Source organism: Vibrio hyugaensis (assembly GCF_002906655.1).
In the GTDB taxonomy this organism is placed as follows: domain Bacteria; phylum Pseudomonadota; class Gammaproteobacteria; order Enterobacterales; family Vibrionaceae; genus Vibrio; species Vibrio hyugaensis.
This window is the reverse complement of sequence record NZ_CP025794.1, coordinates 2597661-2620602: the sequence shown is the minus strand read 5'-3', so window position 1 is coordinate 2620602 and position 22942 is coordinate 2597661. Positions and strand designations below refer to the sequence as shown.

The following is a 22942-nucleotide window of genomic DNA, read 5'->3' as shown; positions in this document are numbered from 1 at the left end:
TTCCGAGATTCATCAAAATAAAAAGATAAAGGCCAGACTAGCTGGCCTTTAGTAAAAATTAGTTGCCACAAGTTGTGGTTGTGTCAACAATTGCAGGAGTATTTGCATCTTCAGCTTGTGTGTAAATTACACAGTTATCAGTATAACCATCGAAGCCGTAAGTAATTGAAGTTCCTGCTGCAGATGTGAGTACATCCCAATCATTAGCTAAACCATCAACAACAGCTTCTAAAGCAGCCTCAGTTGCAACAGGGTAACCAAATGCAGCAGAAATTGAATTACCATTACCTAGATCTAGGTTTGATGTATCTTGGCTCTCTGTACCCGCAATAGCAGATTTACCATATGTAATACCGGCAGCACCAGCCATCGCGCCTTTTAGGCCTTCAAGAGCTGAGTTACGAGCATCATCTTGTAGGTTAAGGAAACGTGGTGCTGCCGTTACCGCTAGAATACCTAGGATTACAATTACCACTACCAATTCGATAAGGGTGAAACCACCTTGTCTTTTCATTGTTTACTCTCTCTATGTAAGCATGCAGAGTGACTGCAAAGTTTTATCGGTCATGCGACCATTTTGGATAATGTCAAAACGGTGTGGCATCTCAACGATAAACCGATGTTTATCCATTGAGCCCTTTTTCTACCGCTTGAGCAGAATGACGATTCGCCATTGTTAAGTTAAAGCCGAGATAAAAAGTGAATCACCTTGTGGTTTACTTTTTATTACAACCTTTTGCTTATGGTAATGTTTGCATTATACCGACTTTCATTCCTATTTATAGTACTAAAGTGTCAAAAAAATCACTCCGCCGACATTTCGACGTCTATTTTCAGACGATTAGCGTTCGATATAACAACAACTCTCTGTCCATTTTCATAAGTATAGTCACATGTATAACTATTACTTTTAATTGCTCCACGAATTTCTAACAACTCGCTCGCCATAATTTTACGTTGCGGGTAATGGACCGCCAACCAATAGTCACAATCGAGCGCACCGCTTGATTTGAAAGGTGACACTAAGCCCCCTTCTGTCATATTAAGCTCAAAACCGTCCATTAACAGCAACTTAGGCTCTCCATGAACGAGCCACGCTTGGTGGTATCGTTGCACACTATCTTGCATCCAAACCTTGGCAAGTTTTACCCCTGTCGCTTGTGCTTCTTGCTCTATCGGTTTTAACTTTTGTATAAATACAGCTAGGACAATAACGCCGACTACTCCAGCAAGAATAAGCGTTGCTCGGCTTTGATTTTCAACCACCCCGTTAGCCGCCTTTGATGATGTCCAGCATCCCCCACATCGGCAGGAAGATACCCAGTGCCAATACCATCACCATGCCCGCAACAATAACCAAAAGTAACGGTTCAATTCGGGCTGTCAGCGTTTTTAAGTCGTAATCCACTTCACGGTCATAGAAGTCTGAAACTTCCAGTAGTAGCTCATCAATTCGACCCGTTTCTTCACCTACGGCAATCATCTGGATGACCAGAGGCGTAAAAATCTTACTGTTAATTGCCGTGACAGAAATGGTACTACCCGCTTCAATTGCAGATTTCATTTCTAGAATTCGGTTTTCCAAGAACTTGTTGCCAAGAGCTTCACCAGCCAGTGCAAGTGATTGGTTTAGAGGCACACCCGATTTCAGCATCAACGAGAAGGTTCTTGAAAATCGAGAAAGCTGAGCACGGTTTACGATGTCACCGACAATGGGTAATCTCAAACGCAGTTTATCGAACTTCTCTCGCCCATCTGCGGTTGCAACCCAAGATCGGAAGATTAAGAAGGCACCAACGATGGCAGCAATCAACAAGCCCCAGTAATTAACGAAGAAGTTAGAGGTCGCAATCAACACTCGGGTAGGCAATGGTAGTTCCACACCAAAACGAGTGAACATGGAGGCAAATTCAGGGATAACCAGAATGTTCAAAATAAACATCGCGATGGTGATAAAGACAATCACAAACGTTGGGTAACGCATTGCTGCTTTGATGCGCTTACGCGTTTCCAACTCTTGCTCGTAATAATTGGCTAATTGCAGTAATGCTTCATCAAGGCGACCCGTGTTTTCACCCACGTTGATCATCGACACAAACAACGGACTGAACACTTTGGTGTGCGGCTGCATCGCAGAAGACAATCCACGACCATTGCTCAACTCGGCAACCACATCTTCAAGCGCTTCTTTCAGTTGCTTGTTTTCGCAGTTTTGTAGCAAGCCACGCATCGAACGGAGCAAAGGTACGCCCGCTTTGGTCAGACTAAAGAGCTGACGAGAAAACAGGATAATGACTTCAAGTGGAATCGCAGGCACAAACAGTTTGGATAAACTAACTTTGCTCTTTACCCCTTCTTTTTCTAAACGCAGGTTTAAGGGAATAATACCCTTGTTCATCAACGCTTCCGCCGCCGATTCTGAATTTACAGCCTCGACTTTACCACTGGTTGATGAGCCGTCTAAGGTGCGGCCTTGATAACGAAAAGTTGGCATTCACTTACCTACATTAGAATTGGATCGATTTTACCGGAAGCATCGCCTTCCCCCAGAGCCATCACTTCATCCAAGCTGACTGAGCCTTGCAATGCGAGCTCCATTGCAGAAGCAAGCAGCGGCTTGTAGTTGTCTGAACGTCGAGCCACTTGAGCAAAACCCACTGCGTCGTTTGCACGTAACTTATCCATCATTTCATGTTCAAGCTCGAGCATTTCAAACACACCGATTCGGCCTCGGTAGCCCGTTAAGTTACAGTTTTGGCAACCGACACCTTTATGGAAAGTCGCACCAACTTGATTCGGGAATCGACCCGCTAGCCATTGTTGACGAGCGCCATCAAGCTGTTCTGTCGTTTTACAATCCGGACAAACGCGGCGCACTAGGCGCTGAGCAACCACCGCACGCACGGCGCTTGCCACCAAGTAACCAGGCGCCCCCATGTCGATCATACGAAGAGCGCTATCAACAGCATCGTTAGTGTGCAAGGTACTTAATACCAAGTGACCAGTCAGTGCGGCACGCAAACCAATTTCGACCGTCTCTTGGTCACGCATCTCACCAATAAGAATGATATCCGGGTCCTGACGAAGGAAAGTTCGCAGCACGCGAGAGAAAGTCAGGTCAATTTTGCTGTTGATTTGAACCTGAGTAATACGAGGCAATCTGTATTCCACCGGGTCTTCTGCGGTAATGATCTTCTTACCCGGTTCGTTCAATTCACTCAATGCACCATAAAGCGTGGTGGTTTTACCAGAACCTGTAGGGCCCGTTACGAGGATCATGCCGTGCGGACGAGACAACTGACGACGCAAACGCGCCAATAACTCAGGAGGCAAACCGGAATCTTCTAACTGTCGTAAACCAGAAGATTGGTTGAGTAGACGCATTACCACCGATTCGCCATATTGCGTTGGTAGCGTCGACATACGAATGTCGATCGACTGACCACGAACCTTGATATTAAAGCGACCATCTTGCGGCAAACGCTTTTCGGAGATGTCCAAATGGGCCATTAATTTAAGACGCAGTACCAACGCTGAAGCAATGTTCACTTCGTTTAGAAGCGTTTCATGCAACACACCATCGACACGTTGGCGCAAACGCAGCACTTTGTCGTCTGGCTCAATGTGAATATCCGAAGCACCCACTTGGACAGCATCTTCAAACATTGAGTTAACCAGTTTAACGACGGTGACCTCTTCACTGTCCGACTCATCAATGCCGTAATCAAAAGCTTCAACATCTTGGTGCTCGGCTTGCAACTGTTCGGCAAAAGAGGCGATTTCTTTTGTTCGGCGGTAATAACGGTCAAAACTTTTTACCAGTTGGCGCTCTGGAGCAATGATGAACTCCAGATCGTATTCACCCAACAAGTTCATTAGTGACTCTTGAGTAAACAAATCCGCAGGGTCACTCATCGCAACACGCAACGTATCCCCATTGCGAGCAACAACCATGGCTCGCAGTCGTCGAGCGTGAACCTCAGGAAGAATCGGAACCACATCAGCATCAACAGGCGCACGGCTTAAATCGATCAACGGCAAGCCCAGTTGCTGAGATAAGAATTCGAGCATCTGCTTTTCACTGATGAACCCAAGATCAATCAGAACATCACCAAGCTTCTGCCCAGTGCTGTGCTGAGCCGCCAACGCTTGCTGAACTTGTTCTTCTGAAACAATACCTTCTTCAACCAATAGATCGCCAAGGCGCTTTCTCAACTGAATTCTCATTGCGCATTCTCCAGTTGTTTTAAAATGTTCAGACGATCACGAATAAATGCCTGAGATTGATTTGAAATACCAACTTTGCCTAATGCTTGCTGATAAGAAGCAATCGCTGGAGTAAAAGCCAAAGCACGCTCTTGTTGAATTGCGAGACCTAGCCACCAGCGCGCATTTTCTGGTTCACGTTGCGTCAGTAATTGATAACTCTCTAGTGCAATTTCATTTTGCTTTTGCTTTTGAGCTAATGCAGCACGCATTGCAAGGTAATCACGAGTCGGCGAAGCCGGTAGGTATGCTAATGGGCTGAGCGCGGCCTCTGTTTGGTCTGCTTTGACTAACAACTTTGAGAGCGCAAGACGCAGGCCTTGGTTATCAGTGTCAAGCTGGATGCCAGCTTGTAAGATCTCATAAGCTTTGCGTGTATCACCTTTGCCAAAATAAAGAGCAGACAACTTTTGGCGAGCTTCCACGTTGCTTGGCTGATAACGAAGTGCTTCGGAAAAAGCTGCTAATGCCGTCTTCATATCATTGGCATCCATGGCTTTATCTGCACGGCCTAGCGCTTTCTCCGCCAACTGTTGATGCGTCAATTCCACTTGCTCAATACGCATTGAACTGTCTTGTGCCACCGTTGATGTTTGTTGCGTATTGCCACTCAAACTCGCCAATAAAATAGGCTGCTCTTGTGCGCTGACGACTTGCTTACGGGGCTCGAAGTCGTCGACTTGTGGAGCCGCTTTCATCACAGGAACTTGTACCGTTACTTTAGGTCTTTCAATTCTTTGCGCATACACCACATTGTCTAATTCAGGCGTCACCTTGCTTGTTGGCGAATGGCTCACTTCAACCACTTGAGCGGAGGGACGATTAGCCTGACTAACAGACATCACGGTAGTCGTCGCCATGTTTTCAACGGGCGCCGGGCCTTGAGACACTGCCCATCCGCCAACGGCTAAGCTCAATGAGAAGCCGCCAACCAGCCAAAGCCATGGTTTGCTTCGCGAGATACTCGGAATGTCTGCCTTGGTTAGTTCTGAAGGCGATTCTTTTTCAGCAAGTTCTGATAATGCTTTATTGATGGCACTCAAGGTTAGCTCCATCCCCAAAATCTGGGAGTTTTAAACTTAGGTTTACGTGCATCGAAGGTATCGTGCATCGCAACGTAAACGTGTTGATTTTTCAAAAGCGTACAACGGTCATTAAACGCAGAAAGCAAGGCTTTATGGCTGATTTGGTTAATCAAACGAGGAATTCCCATCGACGATCGCCAAATCGCCTTCTTCTGCTCTATTGAGAATATATGCGCACCATTACCGGCTTTATCTAGACGGTTATTGATGTACGCAACCCCTTCTTCAACAGAGAGAGGGCGAAGTTGACAGCTGAATGTGATGCGTTGACGAAACTGTCTGAGTTCATGCGTTTCTAAACGCTCATCCAATTCAGGCTGACCAAATAAGACTAATTGAATCAATTTGTCTTGCTCGGTTTCCAAGTTGCCGAATAAACGTAACGTCTCTAACGCCTCGGTTGAAAGAGCTTGAGCCTCGTCGACAATTAAAACGGTTTTCTTGCCCGATGCGTGTACCTCAATCAGATGCTCTTGAATCAGTGAAACGATTTTTAGTGGATCGGTATCTTCGATGCCAAGTTCTCTTGCTACAGCAAACTGAAGTTGCTCGCCACTCAAAACAGGATTAGGCAAATAAACCAGTTCCACTTGAGATTCGATTTGTTCTATCAGCTTACGGCAAACCATCGTTTTACCTGTGCCGACTTCCCCCGTCACTTTGATAACGCCTTCCCCCATCTTGACCGCAGCCAAAATGGTTTGAATGGCCTCATAGTGAGGAACTAACCCCAGAAACATTTCTGTATTTGGGGTGAGTGAAAAAGGCTGAACTCGAAATCCAAAATGCGACAAGTACATAGTCGAATCAAAAAACCACGTTTAAACGACACTTCCTAACGCTGATTACTCAGCGTCAGGGAACCACTCTTGCAGTAAATCACGTGAACGCTCTAGCTCTTTCTGCCACGTGTTCACGCCAACAACCGTTGGCTTCAGCAAAATAACCAACTCTGTTTTTTGCGTCACATTGTTGATATTACGGAATAAGTTACCAAGTGCTGGCACATCGCCTAGGAAAGGCACTTTCGATACTTGCTCTAGGTTTTGTTGTTTCATCAAACCACCAATCACAACCACATCACCATCTTTTGCACGAATCACAGAATCAGATTCACGAATCGAGCTTTTCGCGAGTGGAAGTTGGATGTTTTGGAAGTCGCCACCAAGGTTGAGGTTCTTAATCTCTTCTTCCACTTCAATAACTGCCGGATGAACGTGCAGGAACACATTGCCTTTATTATCGATTTGCGGAGTCACATCTAGAGAGATACCAGAGAAGAAAGGTGTAAGCTCAACTTCAGGCACCGCGTTGGAGTTCTCGCCATTACCTGCATTACTTGACAGCTCGGTAACGAAGTACTCGTCGGTACCCACTTTAATGACGGACTTTTGGTTGTTTGCTGCAGTGATGCGCGGGCTAGAAAGCACGTTCAAATCACCTTGAGTGGCCATGAAGCTCATTACAGCTTCAAAGTTACCATCAGAGAAAGTAACGTTAGTTTGTCCACCGAGTAGCGAACCAATTGCATCTAAAGGTAGAGTCACTGGGTTTCGGTCAACGACAACACTACCCGAGTTACCAATAGAGGCTGACATATTTGACCAATTGATACCCTGTTGGTAACCGTCACTCAATGTCACTTCTAAGATTTTTGCTTCCAGAATCACCTGACGCTGCATGCGCTCTTGAGAAATACCCAAGAATTCACGAACTTCACGAATTTCGTCAGGGAAGGCACGAACGGTAATCACACCAGCTTGAGGGGTGACGACAACACTTTGGCCTTTACCAGAGCCGATAAGGTTCGCCACAGCTTGTTGCAGCATCGGCCAAAAATCACTTTCTGTGATGGTTTCAATGCGAGTACCACCTGTCGATGTTGTAGAGCTGTCACCGTTATCGCTGTTTGAATCTGACGAGTCAGAATCATCAGAGCTACCACCTGAATTTGATGTACCCGCCGACGTGACCGATCCAGTCACAATGCTCGTTAGTGAACGGCCAGAACGCTTGAACTGTAGGTAATCGACAGGAATCGTAACTGTGCGCATGCCTGCTGGGTAAATTTGAATCACTTTGCCAGACTTCACGACATCGTAGCCATACATGTTCTGAACAACATTAAGCACTTCATCCAGCGTAACATCAGAAAGGTTTACGGTAATATTGCCTTGTACCGCAGGATGAATCGCCACACTGTATTCCGTGCCTTTAACCAAGGATGCGAAGAAACTACGCGCCTCAACCGCATTGGCTTGGATACGAAAACGCTTCAACGTACCTTGTTGAGAAGAAGTACTGCTGTCTAGGTTTGGCATAAGGTCGGCTTCCACTGAAGAAGGGATTTCTTCAAGTGCACGACTGTTTGCTTCATTGATAGATTCGTTGAGCGCTTGCTTCACTTCTACTGGATCACGATGACCCATAGAACACCCCATTAAGGAAGCAATCACTATTCCTACAACTAATTTGCGCATATCTGATCAGGCTCTGGTTATTATTTTTTTACGTTCAAACCAAAAAGCTCTAGTTTCCACTGACGGTCACCACGCTTTAAAGTTACAAATTCACTATTGATACTGGCTACTCGATATCCGTTAAGTTTCACGCCAGGCTCGACAATACGGTTATTCAAAATAGCGACACATTCAGTATTCGGCTTACATACGATGCTGTTGAGCGTTGGTAAGCGGTACTGTTTTGCTTTCGGCTTGGCTTGCGATTCTGTCGCTGGTTTTTGCCAGCCAAGAGGCGCTGTTGGATCTTGGTTGGCCCAACTAGAACCTGCAGCAACCACAAGAACAAGTGAGGTAATGAGTTTCTTAACCACCAATAAACTCCTCTCTAGAACCCAATGTGTACACTTCCAACACCAACTTCGCTTTTGGATACGCTTCAACTTTATAACTGAAGCTGCGCCAGTAGTAACTTGCTGGCAAGCTTTCTAATTTGGTCAAGTAGTTAGCGATAGCAAAGTAGTCACCTGTTAACTCCATACGCACTGGGTGCACGTAGTATCCGGAGTATTGAGACGCTTCTTTATCTTCCGTTATCGGCTCCGCAGGCAATGTCTGAAGCGACAGTAAATGAATTCCGCTTTGCTGCTCTAATACACTTTCGAGCAAAGCTGCCATCTGTGAAGGTGTAATAAGGTGTTCAATGATCTCTGAAAGCTGCATCGACAGATGTTGACTCTCCGTCAGTAATTGGGAAATTGCTTGATCAATCTCTGCGTTAGGATCCTTTTTTAATTGGGCCTGAATACGCAAAATGTCAATTTCGGTTTTTTGATTAGTCTGCTTCAAGTTACCCAAGAGTTTGTCGTTACTCACCACCTCATTGAGCTTTGGTTCCAATACCAAAGTAAACAGCAGCATCACGACAGTGACCAATCCACATAGTGCGATCAGAACTTTTTCGCGTGCGCTCATTTCATCAAAGCGCTCTTCTAAAGAAAGCCAGAATTCGTTCATTTTTCTTCTTTGCCTCCACGCGTCTTCAATTCAAAAGTCACGATATTGTCGTCATTACGACCAATCTTCACATCATCAAAGGTACGACCAATTAAACTGATCTCATTCTTGAACTGGCTGACCCAATTGGGAACAGAACTTGGCGTTCTTGCCAGACCTTTTAGATCTAACGTGTTGTTGTCGATGCGAATTTCAGACAAAGAAATATTATTACTGCCAAGCTTAGCGAGTGATTGCATCACGCCCGAGTAACCTGTGCGTTGGGAATCATCATATTTACCAACGGCTTTCAGTGAATCACGCTTGGCTTTTACTTCACGCTCCAAACGCGCTTTGGCAGCGAGTTTATTGGTATCAGGTTGATGCTTACGTAATTGTGCTTGGTAACGATCCAGCTCAGACTTCATGATGTTGCCTTTGCTTTTTACAATGGCAATTTCATCTTCGACACCATCACTTTGCCAAGTCACATAACCATAAGAAAGGAAAATAACCGCGGCTGCCACACCCCAAGAAATCGCTACGTTTTTTAACGTCAGCAAATTCTTTTTCGGCTTTAAGAAATCTGGATAAAGGTTAACACGGCGAGTGTTAGACGTTGCAGTTGCAGCTGTATCTGCTAATACATGACCAGATGGTTCATGATCTTCAGGCAATAACGCAGAAACCTTCGTGCTTAGACGGTAGTTAAGCGACTCAACCAATTCGTTTTCATCTTCATCATCACAACACACTTTCAGCTGATGCAATTGCACGTGACGAAGCTGGGAAGAGAGATAATCAATCGAGCGTTGCAGCTCAAGAGATAAACTGTCCATCTGCAACTCGCTCGACGGCACGCCTGTTAATGGCGGAGTGACACTGCGAATTGAGCGGTGGAATGCAATGGTATGCTCGACAAACGCACTGATACGAAAGTGTCCACGAGCACTGCGTTGAAGCAATAAAAAGTTGCCAAGTTCACCAGAAGTGTCTCCCCAAACATCATCTTCAGGAATGATCGCTTCAAGCGGTAATTGAACTCGACTTGCTAGCAGTACCAATTTATCAAGGATCTTTCGTGACAGAACGTAAGCTTGAACTTTATTTGAGTTAGGCAGCTCAGCCGCATCGGCAATAATGTCGATCGCGCGTTCAGAGATCAGCTCTTTTAGCAAAAACGGTAAAGCCGCCGGCCACTCATTTCGCGGCATAGCAGGCTTATCGATTTGATACATCTGATAGTAGTTGTGAGAAAGTACAACCGCCAAAGAATCGTAAGAGCTCGCAGCTACGCTTAACGCTTGCTCACATGCGCGCTCCCAATTCGATTCTGTGATCTCAAATTTGGATGGTCGACTGCTTTTAAGAGGTGATGATAAATAAACTGCGTCTGGCTGAACAACCAAAAAGCAAGTGCGACCACCGACCGATGATCGCTTGAGCTTGTCGAGTACTGCTTTAAAATCCATGATTATTATCTTTATTTTTTTCGCCAGCGATTCCGTCGTCCCAACTTAACTTGAGATTCAGATTGAGAAAGTTGCATTGATTCAGAGCGAGGAAGATATTGCTCTTCTGGAGAGAAATAACGTCCTTGCCCACCGTGAACCCCTAATTCAATTAAGGTGTTCAGCTCGTGCTTATTCTCAATTCCCACTGCTATTATTTTTGTTTTACTGTTTGCGGCCGCACCCAACATACTGCGAACAAACAACTGGTTCTCATGTCTCTGGTCGATTTTAGTTACCAAGCTGCGATGTAGCTTGAGATAACGAATGTCCACTTCTTTTAAGTAATGCGTGCTGACGATAGTACGCCCTGCTTGCCCAATCATAAGGTGACATTCTAAACCGGCCAGCATTTTAGCGACTGGTCGCATAAAGTCTAAGTGTCTTACAAATTGTGCTTCCACAAACTCAAAAATGAGACACTTTCTTTGCTCTCGTGACAACTGTAAGAGCTCATCACGGAACCATTTGAAATATTCTCGATGTCCGAAAGGAATCACATTAAGGTTGAGAACATAACACTGAGTACTATCGAAGTTGTGTTTAAAGTCTTTTAAGAATTTATTAACAACTGCGCGATCCATTTGTGCTTCATAACCAACCTGTCGCACCGCTGAAATAAAACGAGATGCTTTCACAATTCCGTTTTCTGGATCGCGAATCCGACATGTTAACTCGTCGTGCAAAGGTTTTTTATGCGCCACATCACTTATTAGATAGGCAGATTGTGCGTAGAGTATCACATTTTCAGATGTGAGGGCTGAATCAAATAACGTACGCCACCTCACACTTCCTCGAGCATCTTCATCATGATTCCATTTCTTGAAACGGCTCCAGTTGTTATTGTTCTGTAACTGGGCACTACGCAAAGCGGTCTCCGCTTCATCAATGATTTGGCTGTGACGTTCACCTTCTTTATAAGTCGTAATACCGATGTGGCACCAGTTATCCAATTCTAATGGATATGGAGGATGAAGCTTTTCCAATTGGCGGATGCATTGAGAAGCTAAGTTAGCCACATCTTTTGCGGATTGATGGGGTAAGAAAAGAGCAAAATCGGCATTGTAGTAACGTGAAAACACGACGTCCGGATAACGCTGAACTAGATTAGAAAGTAAGCTCCCCACTTCAACAATAAACTCATCACAGGTTTGCTTGTCCTGCTCCTCTTCGACAAGTTTCCAATCTTGGATTCGAATAAGCAGCACAGCACCACGTGCACCACTTTCTAGCAAAGCTGACTCCAACTTACTGTCAAACAGCACTCGGTTGGCCGTTCCGGTGAGTTTATCGAGGAAAGTCTGAGTACGAATAAAGGTATCAAATCGACTACGCTCTTGACGCGCATCTTGCAACTCTTCAATCAACACATCGAGTGCTTCACTCGCGGTGTAAGGCCATTCTCGCTCATCCCCTTTCGCATATTGCTCAACTCGACCAGCCAAAATCATTCGACCACGCTCTTCAAGCATTTCAGAGCCCGCAAGTTGTTCTTTTAGCCAAGCAACACCACGCATTAAACAGAAGATGATCAGAATCACAGCAAGCGTGATAGACCAAAGCGCTTGCATTGAGTAGCTGTAACCTAGATAGGGAGGAATAACTTTAAAGTAGATAACATAATCTTGGTTGTGAGTTAGTGGGTACTCTTGCTCAAACAACACTGAGCTGTCTATCTTATGGGTGGTGTCTTTGAAGCGGTAAACCACGGCATCATTCGCCGAGAGGGTCATCTCGACAATGTTGCTGGCTTGAAGCATTTTCGGCATCCAGCGCTGCATCGAGTAAGCGGCATCAGGATCTTCCATCTCTTTATCAACAACCTCAACGATCCCTTCCAAATAATGGGTGAGATACTCTTGCCCTAGTCGTTTAAAAGAGAGGGTGCCGCCGACAAACAAGATAAACATTGCGCATATAACGATCATAGTGACAAAAGCCACCAGCCGCGTGCTTAGCTTAAGAGTTGGGGTATACCTCATGAATACCAAATTCCTTTTCTATTCATCATATACCTTATTGAAATATTTATACTTGATAAGCGTTCAGTAAACAATCGTATTCGTGTGAATGTGAGAGACTGAGGCGGAAAGAAACAAACCATCATTCGATATTTGAGAGTGAAGGTCTTCGAATTACAATTCGAAATGATTACAGCCCCTTCAGACAAACAATGAAAATAAAAAAGCCGCGAAATTCGCGGCCTTTTAAATGCAATCTTGAAGACTCTACTCAAAACGGAATGTCGTCGTCGAAGTCCATTGGTGGCTCGTTGTATTGCTGCTGTGGTTGCTGCGGAGCCTGTTGTTGAGGTTGCTGCTGTTGCTGTGGAGCGTTGTACTGCTGCTGAGCTGGTTGTTGAGGCTGACCCCAACCGCCTTGCTGTTGCTGCTGTTGACCACCCATAGGAGCGCCACCTTGAGCACGACCGCCTAGCATTTGCATTACACCGTTGAAGCCCTGAACAACCACTTCAGTTGTGTAACGGTCTTGACCACTTTGATCTTGCCATTTACGAGTTTGAAGTTGGCCTTCAACGTAAACTTGAGAACCTTTACGTAGGTACTCACCTGCTACTTCAGCCAGCTTGCCGAATAGTGCAACACGGTGCCACTCTGTTTTTTCGCGCTGTTCGCCAGTCGCTTTATCACGCCATGACTCAGAAGTCGCAATCGTAATGTTTGCAACTGCACCGCCATTAGGCATGTAACGAATTTCAGGGTCGTTACCTAGATTCCCCACCAAAATAACTTTGTTAATTCCACGGCTGGCCATGATGTGCTCCGTTTCACTCTGGATATATATGTAAAATTTTAGCGCATAAGAATACACGCTTTGATGTTTTGATTAAAGCCCAATCCCATTGTGGGTTGTCATTGAAAGTTGTGGAATCGAAATCTCACTTCAACTCCAAGGCGTAGCATTTTTGATTCGTTTTGCAGACATCGTTTCGTGAACCTTTGAATCTCAACGCATTTCTTATTGAACCCTATAGCTCTGATTTATGTTTGATGCCAACGTATTCAGCGTTATGAATTCAAGGAGAAAAGAGCGCGTGAAAAAATCGGCTTATGCGAGAAAACTGTTTCTGATCAGTATGGAAGACCATGCGGAGAAAAAAGTTGAAGACTTGGTCAACTACACCGATATCGACATTCCAGTGATCTCTACCGACGCGCTCATGGAAGCCAACCCCAAACATCGCAATAAGATCTTAATGATCGATTTCAGTGAACATAAATCGCTGGTTCAATCGATCAAAAACCTCCCGCTGATATGGAAAAATTTTGAGACCGTGGTGTTTAATGTCCCCAAGCGTTTAACGACTGATGAATTGCTAGCATTTGGCCAGTTGAAAGGAGTGTTCTATCAAGACAGTTCGCTTGAACAAATTGGAGAAGGCTTAAAAGGTATTGTAAACGGACAAAATTGGTTGCCAAGGAACGTAACAAGCCAATTATTGCATTACTATCGCAACGTCATTAACACACATACTGCGCCTGCCACTGTCGATTTGACCATTCGTGAACTACAAGTATTACGCTGCCTCCAAGCTGGCGCATCTAATAATCAAATGGCGGAAGAGCTGTTTGTCAGTGAGTTCACCATCAAGTCACACTTGTATCAGATATTCAAAAAGCTGTCGGTTAAAAATCGCGTACAAGCCATCGCTTGGGCTGATCAAAACCTGATGTCTTAACCATTAGAGCAACACATAAATAATAATTGTTGTGTTGCTCATGCTTCTTTGCTCTTCCTGTCTCACATTTTTTCCTACTTAATTCATGATTCATATGCACCTCTCGTGTTAAAGTGTCGCTCAGATTCTTTATTAAAAAAATTGAGAAAGGATATTCCCCCAATGATTAAAAAATGTCTGTTCCCTGCAGCGGGCTATGGTACGCGCTTCCTTCCAGCAACAAAGTCCATGCCAAAAGAAATGATGCCAGTAGTGAACAAGCCGCTCATTGAGTATGGCGTTGAAGAAGCAATTCAAGCAGGTATGAACGGCATGTGTATCGTTACAGGTCGTGGCAAACACTCGATCATGGATCACTTCGATAAAAACTATGAGCTTGAGCACCAAATCAGCGGCACTAACAAAGAAGAACTGTTAGTCGACATTCGTGAAATCATTGACTCTGCTAACTTCACTTACATCCGCCAACGTGAAATGAAAGGCCTTGGTCACGCTATCCTAACTGGTCGTGAACTTATTGGTGATGAACCGTTTGCCGTTGTACTTGCGGATGACCTTTGTGTTAACGAAGACGAAGGCGTACTAGCTCAAATGGTAGCGCTGTTCAAACAATTCCGTTGTTCAATTGTTGCGGTTCAAGAAGTTCCAGCAGAAGAGACGCACAAATACGGCGTTATCTCTGGTGAGATGATCAAAGACGATATCTACCGCGTTGATGACATGGTTGAGAAACCAGAACAAGGTACTGCGCCAAGCAACCTAGCTATCATTGGTCGTTACATCCTGACGCCAGACATTTTCGAATTAATCGAAAACACAGAGCCAGGTAAAGGCGGTGAAATCCAAATTACCGACGCACTGCTTAAACAAGCAAAAGCGGGCTGTGTACTGGCATACAAATTCAAAGGCCAACGTTTTGACTGTGGTAGCGTAGAAGGCTACATCGAAGCCACTAACTACTGCTTTGAGAACCTTTACCTAAAAGATGAGAAAAAATCAGAGCTAGGTAAACACGCGACTAAGAAAGAAGCGTAATCAAACCCAACTTATTGATTAGAAAGCTCGGCTAGATGTCGGGCTTTTTCTTACTGTTTTTTTGTCCAGTATTCTCTTTGCACATTTCTCACACTATGTAATACTTGCGTCACTTGGTTATACATAGAGCAAAAACGATGGATAAAATAGAAGTTCGCGGTGCCCGCACCCATAACCTCAAAGACATCAGCCTTACGATCCCCCGCGATAAACTGACTGTTATCACTGGTTTAAGTGGTTCTGGTAAATCTTCTCTCGCTTTCGATACATTGTATGCGGAAGGCCAGAGACGTTACGTTGAGTCATTATCCGCTTACGCTCGTCAGTTTTTATCTCTTATGGAAAAGCCAGATGTCGATCATATCGAAGGCTTGTCTCCAGCAATCTCAATCGAGCAAAAATCGACGTCACATAACCCTCGTTCAACTGTCGGTACCATCACGGAAGTCTACGACTATCTGCGCCTGCTTTACGCTCGTGTTGGTGAACCTCGCTGTCCGACTCATCATACGCCGCTTGCCGCTCAAACCGTCAGCCAAATGGTCGACAAGGTTTTAGAGTTACCAGAAGGCAGTAAAATGATGCTCCTTGCTCCGATCGTAAAAGAGCGAAAAGGTGAGCACGTTAAAACGTTAGAGAACCTCGCAGCACAAGGTTTTATTCGTGCACGCATCGACGGTGAAACCTGTGATCTTTCCGATCCACCGACACTAGAGCTACATAAAAAACACACGATTGAAGTGGTTGTGGATCGCTTTAAAGTGCGTCCAGATTTGCAGCAACGTTTGGCAGAATCATTCGAAACCACATTAGAGCTTTCTGGTGGTATCGCGGTTGTTGCGCCAATGGATGGCGACGGTGAGGAAGTAATTTTCTCAGCAAACTTTGCCTGCCCACTTTGTGGTTACAGCATGCAAGAGCTTGAGCCTCGTTTGTTCTCGTTCAACAACCCAGCGGGGGCTTGTGGCACTTGTGATGGTTTAGGTGTGCAGCAATATTTCGATCCTAGTCGAGTGATTCAAGATGACTCACTCAGCTTAGCGCAAGGGGCAATTCGAGGTTGGGATCAGAAAAATTACTACTACTTCCAAATGCTAACAGCCTTGGCGGATCATTACGGCTTTGATCTTCACGTTCCGTTTAACTCCTTACCGAAGAAGACCCAAGACATCATTCTTAAAGGTTCTGGGCGTACCGAAGTTGAGTTCAAATACATTAACGATCGTGGTGATATTCGCGTTAAACGCCATCCATTCGAAGGGATCCTAAACACCCTTGAGCGTCGTTACCGCGATACCGAATCAAACTCAGTACGCGAAGAGCTCGCAAAATACATCTCAACCAAATCTTGCTCAAGCTGTGGCGGCACTCGTTTACGCCTTGAAGCGCGCAATGTTTTTATTGCCGATACAACATTGCCAGAGATCGTTGAACTCAGCATTGCGGATGCGTTGGATTTCTTCCACACACTGAAGCTACAAGGTCAACGTGCTCAAATCGCTGAAAAAGTGATGAAAGAAATCAATGACCGTCTACAGTTCTTGGTTAACGTTGGTTTGAACTATCTAAACTTGTCACGCAGTGCAGAAACCCTCTCAGGCGGTGAGGCGCAACGTATTCGTCTAGCGAGCCAAATTGGTGCTGGTTTAGTGGGGGTAATGTACGTTCTGGATGAGCCATCAATAGGCCTCCACCAGCGCGATAATGAACGCCTATTGAAGACCTTGACCCATCTACGAGATTTAGGCAATACGGTATTAGTCGTTGAACACGATGAAGATGCCATTCGTTGTGCAGACCACGTGATTGATATTGGTCCCGGCGCTGGAGTGCACGGCGGTAACGTGGTCGCAGAAGGTACGATGGAAGATATCATCGCTAACCCGAACTCTCTGACAGGTCAGTACTTAAGTGGCGCAAAAGAGATTGCGATACCAAAAGAACGTACTCCGCGAGATCCAAAGAAAACGGTTGAGTTGCAGGGCGCTACAGGTAATAACCTTAAGAATGTCGACCTTTCGATTCCTGTTGGTTTGTTTAGTTGTATTACGGGCGTATCAGGCTCAGGTAAATCAACTCTGATCAACGATACCTTCTTTAAGATTGCTCATACTCAATTGAACGGTGCAACAACGGCGCACCCTTCACCCTACAAATCGGTCAAAGGTCTGGAGCACTTCGATAAAGTTATCGATATCGACCAGAGCCCAATCGGTCGAACACCACGTTCAAACCCTGCGACTTATACGGGTATCTTTACTCCGATTCGTGAGCTGTTTGCAGGTACACAAGAGTCGCGTTCTCGTGGCTACAAGCCGGGACGCTTTAGCTTTAACGTGCGCGGAGGTCGTTGTGAAGCGTGTCAGGGTGATGGCGTAATCAAAGTAGAAATGCATTTCCTACCTGACGTATATGTTCCTTGTGATGTATGTAAAGGTAAGCGCTACAACCGTGAAACACTTGAAGTGCGTTACAAAGGCAAGACCATTGATGAAGTATTGGAAATGACAGTAGAAGATGCTCGAACCTTCTTTGATCCAGTGCCTGCCATTGCTCGTAAACTGCAAACGCTGATGGATGTGGGTTTGTCGTACATTCGCCTAGGCCAAGCAGCAACCACATTATCAGGTGGTGAAGCACAACGTGTGAAACTAGCACGTGAACTCTCTAAGCGTGATACAGGTAAAACCTTGTACATTCTTGATGAGCCAACAACGGGCCTTCACTTTCATGATATTCAACAGTTACTGACCGTTCTGCATCGTCTACGCGATCACGGAAACACAGTAGTGGTGATTGAACATAACCTAGACGTAATCAAGACAGCGGACTGGATTATCGACTTAGGACCAGAAGGCGGCCAAGGTGGCGGTGAGATCATCGCGCAAGGAACACCGGAAGATGTGTCTCAGATCGAAGGTTCGCACACAGCTCGCTTCCTTAAGCCTATGTTGAAGTAGAAAAAACAGGTAAAGTACAAAGACCAGCCACTGCTGGTCTTTTTTCATTCAGAACAACACAATAACTATGGCTACTATACACGTCAGTGGAACTAAGCTTTCTCCAGGGAAAATTCAAGTTCCTCTTAATCGCAAGTTTCTCATCGCGCTAGCGGCACTTTTTCTGCTGGCGATGCACTTCTTTATGCCAAATCCAGGCGGCTCTGGACTCGCATTGTCTTTCAACGCAACCACTTGGATGGCGTTCAGCTTTGCACTCGGGATCGGCTGCTACCAACTTGCGACCAACCGTGTATTACGCTATTCCAAATTAACGATTGGCCTGTTGATTAGCTGTATCATCATGACATTGCCAATCTTCTACCCCAACGCAGATAGTACGCTTGCAGCCAATAAACTGATTGGCCTTTGGTGCGGCATGTTTTTCTTTGTGGTACTGCAGCAGTTCCATTTTAGCAACAAGCACCGCCAACGTTTGTTGTGGCTTATTGTGCTTGCGGTTGTTATAGAGGCGATTTTCGGCTTAACCCAATACCTTTACCTTAAGCCGGGAAACGTATTTGGATATGACACGGTAGCCAACCGCCCATATGGTATTTTCCAACAACCCAATGTCATGGCGAGTTTTCTCGCGACAGGCTTAGTGATCGCAAGTTATCTGCTTGTTCGTCAGCCTTATAAATACTCGCGTAAACTCAGTGATATTTATCTGCTCTATGCCGTGCCAGTACTAACTCTACCACTTATTGTTGCATTGGCATCTCGAACGGGGTGGCTTGCTTCAATCATCGCGATCCTATTAGTCATTCCGTACATGTATCGCTTCGCAACCAAAGCAAGGTTCGTACGTTGGGCAGTCGCAATGGCAACTGGCTTAGTCTTATCTATTGTGATCATGCAGATCGCTTTTCCTGATGGTAGCGGATTAGCCAGCGAAAAAGTGAACATGGAATCACCCCGAGCTTATACCTTCCCGCAAACGCTCGATATGGTGATTGAAAAGCCATTTACTGGTTATGGTTACGGTAAGTTTGAATCAGAATACATGCTATACACGGCTCGCCAACATGCTCTAAATGAGAATTACCCTGCGGGTTTACCGTCGATGGACCACCCACATAACGAACTCTTGTATTGGTCAGTAGAAGGCGGGTTATTACCAATCTTGGGGATCTTCCTCGCGATGGCGTTAGTGCTGCATAGAATCTATCAGGCAAAACGAGGCACTCGCCTAGCCTTGCTCGCTCTGTTCATCCCTATCATTCTCCATTCACAGCTAGAGTATCCGTTTTACCACTCACTGGTGCATTGGATAATCTTCATAATCCTGCTGTACTGGGTTGACCAACGAGTCTCCCGTTACCGCCAAGCACCTTTTAGCCGAGTAACTAAAAGCTTACTGCGCGTTTGCAGCTTAGTGATTCCAGTCGTATTCAGCTTTTATATGATGAGTGCTTTGCATACCAACTACGTGTTAACCAAGTTTGAGACCACGCGTCCAACCAACCCAGATATCTTGAATCAGGTGACGAACCCTGTGGTTTGGAAAGATCGTTTTGACTGGGATGTCTACAGCACCTTCTTGAACATTGGATTATACAAACAAGATCCAACGTTAATTCAGCCATACATTGATTGGTCGTTAGAGATCATTAAAGATAAGCCTCGTCCAGCGTTCTACAACAACCTAATCCTTGCATATCAAGGACTGGATGATACGAGCAAGGCAGAACAAATCCGTGCAGAGGCACAATTCTTGTTTCCTAAGGTTGATTTCAGTGGCGTCAATTATCAACCTCCTTCTCAAGCCGTATCAGCTTCACCAACGCCAACTTCTGGTGCTGATCAATAAACATAAAAAAGCGAAGGGATGACCTTCGCTTTTCTTTATCTCGTTGTCGAATCATTTTACTCAGTCAGCGATTCTTCTAAAGCACGCAAACACAAAGCAACATTTTCAGGTCGAGCACCATAGCCCATCAAACCAATTCGCCATGCTTTACCGGCAAGCGCTCCCAAGCCCGCACCAATCTCAAGGTTGTAGGTTTCAAGCAGATGATGACGCACTTTAGCTTCATCAACGCCCTCTGGAACGTAAATCGCGTTAAGTTGCGGTAAGCGGTACTCTTCTTCTACCACAAATTCAAAACCCAACTTCTGTAATCCTGCTTTTAGCTTCTCATGCATCAATTGATGGCGTGCCCACGCATTTTCTAAGCCTTCGTTCTTCAGGATAAGTAGTGCCTCATGAAATGCATATAAACTGTTCACTGGTGCTGTGTGGTGATAGCTGCGTTTGCCCTCTCCACTCCAGTAACCTAATACTAAACTTTGATCCAAGAACCAGCTTTGAACCGGTGTCGTTCTGGCATGAATCTTCTCTATGGCAGCAGGAGAAAGCGTCACAGGTGATAACCCCGGTACACACGACAAGCATTTCTGACTTCCTGAGTAAACAGCATCCAACTGCCACTCATCAACCTTAAGCGGCACGCCACCGAGTGATGTCACCGCATCTACAATCGACAACAAACCGAATTGTTTGGCTAGCTGACCTAACGTTTGAGCATCACTTACCGCACCCGTCGATGTTTCCGCATGTACGAAGGCAAGAATCTTGGCGTCAGGATGATCTTTCAACACCTCTTCAACTTTATCTATCGATACAGGTGTACCCCATTCATCATCGACGACAATCGCCTCACCACCAGCACGAACCACATTTTCACGCATGCGCTCACCGAAAACACCATTGCGACAGACGATAACTTTGTCACCCTTTTCAATCAGATTAACGAAGCACGTTTCCATCCCCGCACTGCCTGGCGCAGAAACAGCGATAGTGAATTCGTTCTCAGTTTGGAAGGCGTATTTGAGTAGTTGTTTTAGCTCATCCATCATCGCGATAAAAAGTGGATCTAGATGGCCAACCGTTGGACGGCTGAGCGCCTGTAAAACCTGAGGTGAAATATCAGATGGGCCAGGTCCCATCAAAATACGATGTGGGGGAATAAAGCTTTGGATCGGCATGTCAGCTCCTTGATTGCAGTCATTCATCCTGAGCGTTGTAAAAATTCTATTTAAAAGGTTGTCTCAGGTATCGAACTTTTCACCCTAATAGATTTTTTCTCTATCGGCAATTAGCCCTAAGTATAGAGGTCAAACCACTGTCACAAATTCGTTAATAAAAACTTTCATTCTGGTTGGAGATATTGGTTGACATTGTGACAACAAAACCGTTCAATGTTTGAGCTTTATGCAGAAGAGGAGCACTGCCCAGGCAGGTGATTTGTGGAGCCGCAATTCCAATACCAATCACTCAGGGGGAGTAGTGCCGAGGTAAGTCAAAGTTGCAGGATTTGGCTTATCGGTTGACTTGGGTTGAGTCCCATCAACTGTCATCAGCGCAGTCTGATGAAGGGCTTCTGAGGGTAAATTTTCAAATTACATTCTAAATACCTCTCTATTTGCTCTGTTCCTTTCCTCACCAAAACATTGGATGTATTGGCAACCAATTTACGTTGTAATTTTTTAGGAAGTCGTGGGAGAACGCAGTGAGCGCATTTAACGTAGCGAAATTCGGTGGAACCAGTGTTGCCAACTTTGAGGCAATGAGTCGTTGTGCCACCATTATAGAAAACAATCCAAATACCCGTCTTGTCGTGAGCAGTGCTTGTTCTGGTGTTACCAACATTTTGGTCGAATTGGCAAACGGTGTTCAGGACCAAGAGCAACGCGCAGAAGTGCTACAAAAATTAGCCGATATTCATGAATCTATCTTATCTCAGTTAGAAGATGCGACTAAAGCGGCGGCTGAGGTTTACGAAATTCTTGATACTGTTACCAGCCTTGCGGAAGCAGCCTCTATTCAAGCAAGTACTAAACTGACAGATCATTTAGTGGCATGTGGCGAACTGATGTCGACTCATATTCTTGCTCAGTTAATGCGTGAAAGAGGTATCAACGCCGCTCGTTTTGATATTCGAGATATTTTAAAAACAGATGGCAACTTTGGCCGCGCAGAACCACAACTAGAAAGTATTTCAATGCTAGCGCAAGAACAGCTGGTTCCTCTTTGCCAAAAACATGTCGTCATTACACAGGGCTTTATTGGCTCAGATGAAGAAGGCAACACCACGACATTAGGTCGCGGTGGTAGTGACTACAGCGCAGCTTTGATTGCTGAAGGTGTTAAAGCGGCAGGCCTAGAGATCTGGACTGACGTTCCGGGCATTTACACTACCGACCCACGTATTGCACCCAAAGCGTCACCAATTCCTGAGATCAGCTTTAGCGAAGCATCAGAGATGGCAAACTTCGGCGCGAAGATCCTTCACCCTTCCACTCTGGTACCAGCACTCCGTCACGATATTCCGGTCTTCGTTGGCTCTTCTAAAGAGCCAGAAAAAGGTGGTACGTGGATTCGACACCAAGTAGAGAGCTCACCGCTATTCCGAGCACTTGCTCTTCGTTGCAATCAAACTATGGTCACTCTGCGCAGCGTGAACATGTTCCATGCTTACGGATTCTTAGCGAAAGTATTCGAGATCCTAGCTAAACACAAAATCTCAGTGGACTTGATCACCACATCTGAAATCAGTGTGTCACTCACTCTCGATCAAACAGACACATCAGGCGGTACACCACAGCTACCACAGGCAGTACGCGAAGAGCTCGAAGAATTGTGTACAGTAGAAGTTGAGCACGACCTGTGTTTAGTCGCTCTGATTGGTAACAACATGAGCGAGAGCAAAGGCTACGCTAAGCAAGTCTTCGGAACACTAGAGGACTTCAACTTACGTATGATTTGTTACGGTGCAAGCCCACATAACTTATGTTTTCTTGTTCATGAGTCTGTATCACGACAAGCTATTCAGAAACTGCATACAGAGTTATTCGAGCAATAATCGCGACTAAATACTCTGGACGA

At 45.3% G+C, this 22942-nt stretch carries 18 protein-coding genes and 1 riboswitch; of the genes, 5 read left to right on the top strand and 13 right to left on the bottom strand.

Annotated elements, in window-relative coordinates; all coding sequences use genetic code 11:
• Nucleotides 1–58 precede the first annotated feature (58 nt).
• From C1S74_RS26975 to C1S74_RS12870, 12 genes are all read right to left on the bottom strand, one after another.
• Entirely contained in the window at nucleotides 59–514 is a 456-nt protein-coding gene (locus tag C1S74_RS26975) for a prepilin-type N-terminal cleavage/methylation domain-containing protein (RefSeq protein WP_045400502.1), read from the bottom strand.
• Nucleotides 515–804: 290 nt separating this feature from the next.
• On the bottom strand, nucleotides 805–1266 hold the full coding sequence (locus tag C1S74_RS12920) for a hypothetical protein (protein WP_045400500.1): 462 nt from the start codon (nucleotides 1264–1266) through the stop codon (nucleotides 805–807).
• 4 nt (nucleotides 1267–1270) lie between these two features.
• On the bottom strand, nucleotides 1271–2494 hold the full coding sequence (locus tag C1S74_RS12915; RefSeq protein WP_038879730.1) for a type II secretion system F family protein: 1224 nt from the start codon (nucleotides 2492–2494) through the stop codon (nucleotides 1271–1273).
• Nucleotides 2495–2502: 8 nt separating this feature from the next.
• Nucleotides 2503–4227, bottom strand: a complete 1725-nt coding sequence (gene mshE, locus C1S74_RS12910) for an MSHA fimbrial ATPase MshE (protein WP_045400498.1) — start codon at nucleotides 4225–4227, stop codon at nucleotides 2503–2505.
• Nucleotides 4224–5321 carry a tetratricopeptide repeat protein gene (locus C1S74_RS12905; RefSeq protein WP_045400496.1) on the bottom strand — a complete coding sequence of 366 codons (1098 nt, stop codon included), beginning with the start codon at nucleotides 5319–5321 and terminating at the stop codon, nucleotides 4224–4226. The genes mshE and C1S74_RS12905 overlap by 4 nt, the downstream gene beginning before the upstream one ends.
• Complete coding sequence (locus C1S74_RS12900) at nucleotides 5312–6151, bottom strand: ExeA family protein (RefSeq protein WP_045400494.1); 840 nt, start codon at nucleotides 6149–6151, stop codon at nucleotides 5312–5314. Before C1S74_RS12900 ends, C1S74_RS12905 begins: the two co-directional genes overlap by 10 nt.
• Before the next feature lie 45 nt (nucleotides 6152–6196).
• Complete coding sequence (gene mshL, locus C1S74_RS12895) at nucleotides 6197–7831, bottom strand: pilus (MSHA type) biogenesis protein MshL (protein WP_045400492.1); 1635 nt, start codon at nucleotides 7829–7831, stop codon at nucleotides 6197–6199.
• Between the two features lie 20 nt (nucleotides 7832–7851).
• Nucleotides 7852–8184 carry a hypothetical protein gene (locus tag C1S74_RS12890; RefSeq protein WP_045400491.1) on the bottom strand — a complete coding sequence of 111 codons (333 nt, stop codon included), beginning with the start codon at nucleotides 8182–8184 and terminating at the stop codon, nucleotides 7852–7854.
• Nucleotides 8177–8827: a type II secretion system protein GspM gene (gene gspM / locus C1S74_RS12885; RefSeq protein WP_045400489.1), complete on the bottom strand. Its 651-nt coding sequence runs from the start codon at nucleotides 8825–8827 to the stop codon at nucleotides 8177–8179. The genes C1S74_RS12890 and gspM overlap by 8 nt, the downstream gene beginning before the upstream one ends.
• A complete protein-coding gene (locus C1S74_RS12880) occupies nucleotides 8824–10278 on the bottom strand; it encodes a PilN domain-containing protein (protein WP_045400487.1) in 1455 nt (484 codons plus the stop codon). The genes gspM and C1S74_RS12880 overlap by 4 nt, the downstream gene beginning before the upstream one ends.
• An 11-nt stretch (nucleotides 10279–10289) precedes the next feature.
• A complete protein-coding gene (gene csrD, locus C1S74_RS12875) occupies nucleotides 10290–12299 on the bottom strand; it encodes an RNase E specificity factor CsrD (protein WP_045400486.1) in 2010 nt (669 codons plus the stop codon).
• A 250-nt stretch (nucleotides 12300–12549) separates the two neighbouring features.
• The gene (locus C1S74_RS12870) at nucleotides 12550–13092 is read right to left on the bottom strand and encodes a single-stranded DNA-binding protein (RefSeq protein WP_038864580.1); all 543 of its coding nucleotides are present in this window, start codon (nucleotides 13090–13092) and stop codon (nucleotides 12550–12552) included.
• A 280-nt stretch (nucleotides 13093–13372) separates the two neighbouring features.
• On the opposite strand from C1S74_RS12870, the gene C1S74_RS12865 reads away from it, so the two are divergent.
• The 4 genes from C1S74_RS12865 to C1S74_RS12850 all read left to right on the top strand — a co-directional run bounded on the left by C1S74_RS12865 (nucleotide 13373) and on the right by C1S74_RS12850 (nucleotide 19864).
• Nucleotides 13373–14017 carry a LuxR C-terminal-related transcriptional regulator gene (locus C1S74_RS12865; protein ID WP_045400483.1) on the top strand — a complete coding sequence of 215 codons (645 nt, stop codon included), beginning with the start codon at nucleotides 13373–13375 and terminating at the stop codon, nucleotides 14015–14017.
• A gap of 162 nt (nucleotides 14018–14179) precedes the next feature.
• Nucleotides 14180–15052, top strand: coding sequence for a UTP--glucose-1-phosphate uridylyltransferase GalU (galU, locus tag C1S74_RS12860; protein ID WP_045400482.1), 873 nt, complete (start codon nucleotides 14180–14182; stop codon nucleotides 15050–15052).
• Between the two features lie 137 nt (nucleotides 15053–15189).
• The gene (uvrA, locus tag C1S74_RS12855; protein WP_045400481.1) at nucleotides 15190–18012 is read left to right on the top strand and encodes an excinuclease ABC subunit UvrA; all 2823 of its coding nucleotides are present in this window, start codon (nucleotides 15190–15192) and stop codon (nucleotides 18010–18012) included.
• A 67-nt stretch (nucleotides 18013–18079) separates the two neighbouring features.
• The gene (locus tag C1S74_RS12850) at nucleotides 18080–19864 is read left to right on the top strand and encodes a PglL family O-oligosaccharyltransferase (protein WP_045400480.1); all 1785 of its coding nucleotides are present in this window, start codon (nucleotides 18080–18082) and stop codon (nucleotides 19862–19864) included.
• 56 nt (nucleotides 19865–19920) lie between these two features.
• Here C1S74_RS12850 and C1S74_RS12845 read toward each other — a convergent pair whose 3' ends face one another.
• The gene (locus C1S74_RS12845; RefSeq protein ID WP_045400479.1) at nucleotides 19921–21042 is read right to left on the bottom strand and encodes a pyridoxal-phosphate-dependent aminotransferase family protein; all 1122 of its coding nucleotides are present in this window, start codon (nucleotides 21040–21042) and stop codon (nucleotides 19921–19923) included.
• A gap of 224 nt (nucleotides 21043–21266) precedes the next feature.
• Nucleotides 21267–21445, top strand: a riboswitch (Lysine riboswitch).
• Between the two features lie 121 nt (nucleotides 21446–21566).
• On the opposite strand from C1S74_RS12845, the gene lysC reads away from it, so the two are divergent.
• Nucleotides 21567–22919, top strand: a complete 1353-nt coding sequence (gene lysC, locus C1S74_RS12835) for a lysine-sensitive aspartokinase 3 (RefSeq protein WP_045400477.1) — start codon at nucleotides 21567–21569, stop codon at nucleotides 22917–22919.
• Nucleotides 22920–22942 lie beyond the last annotated feature (23 nt).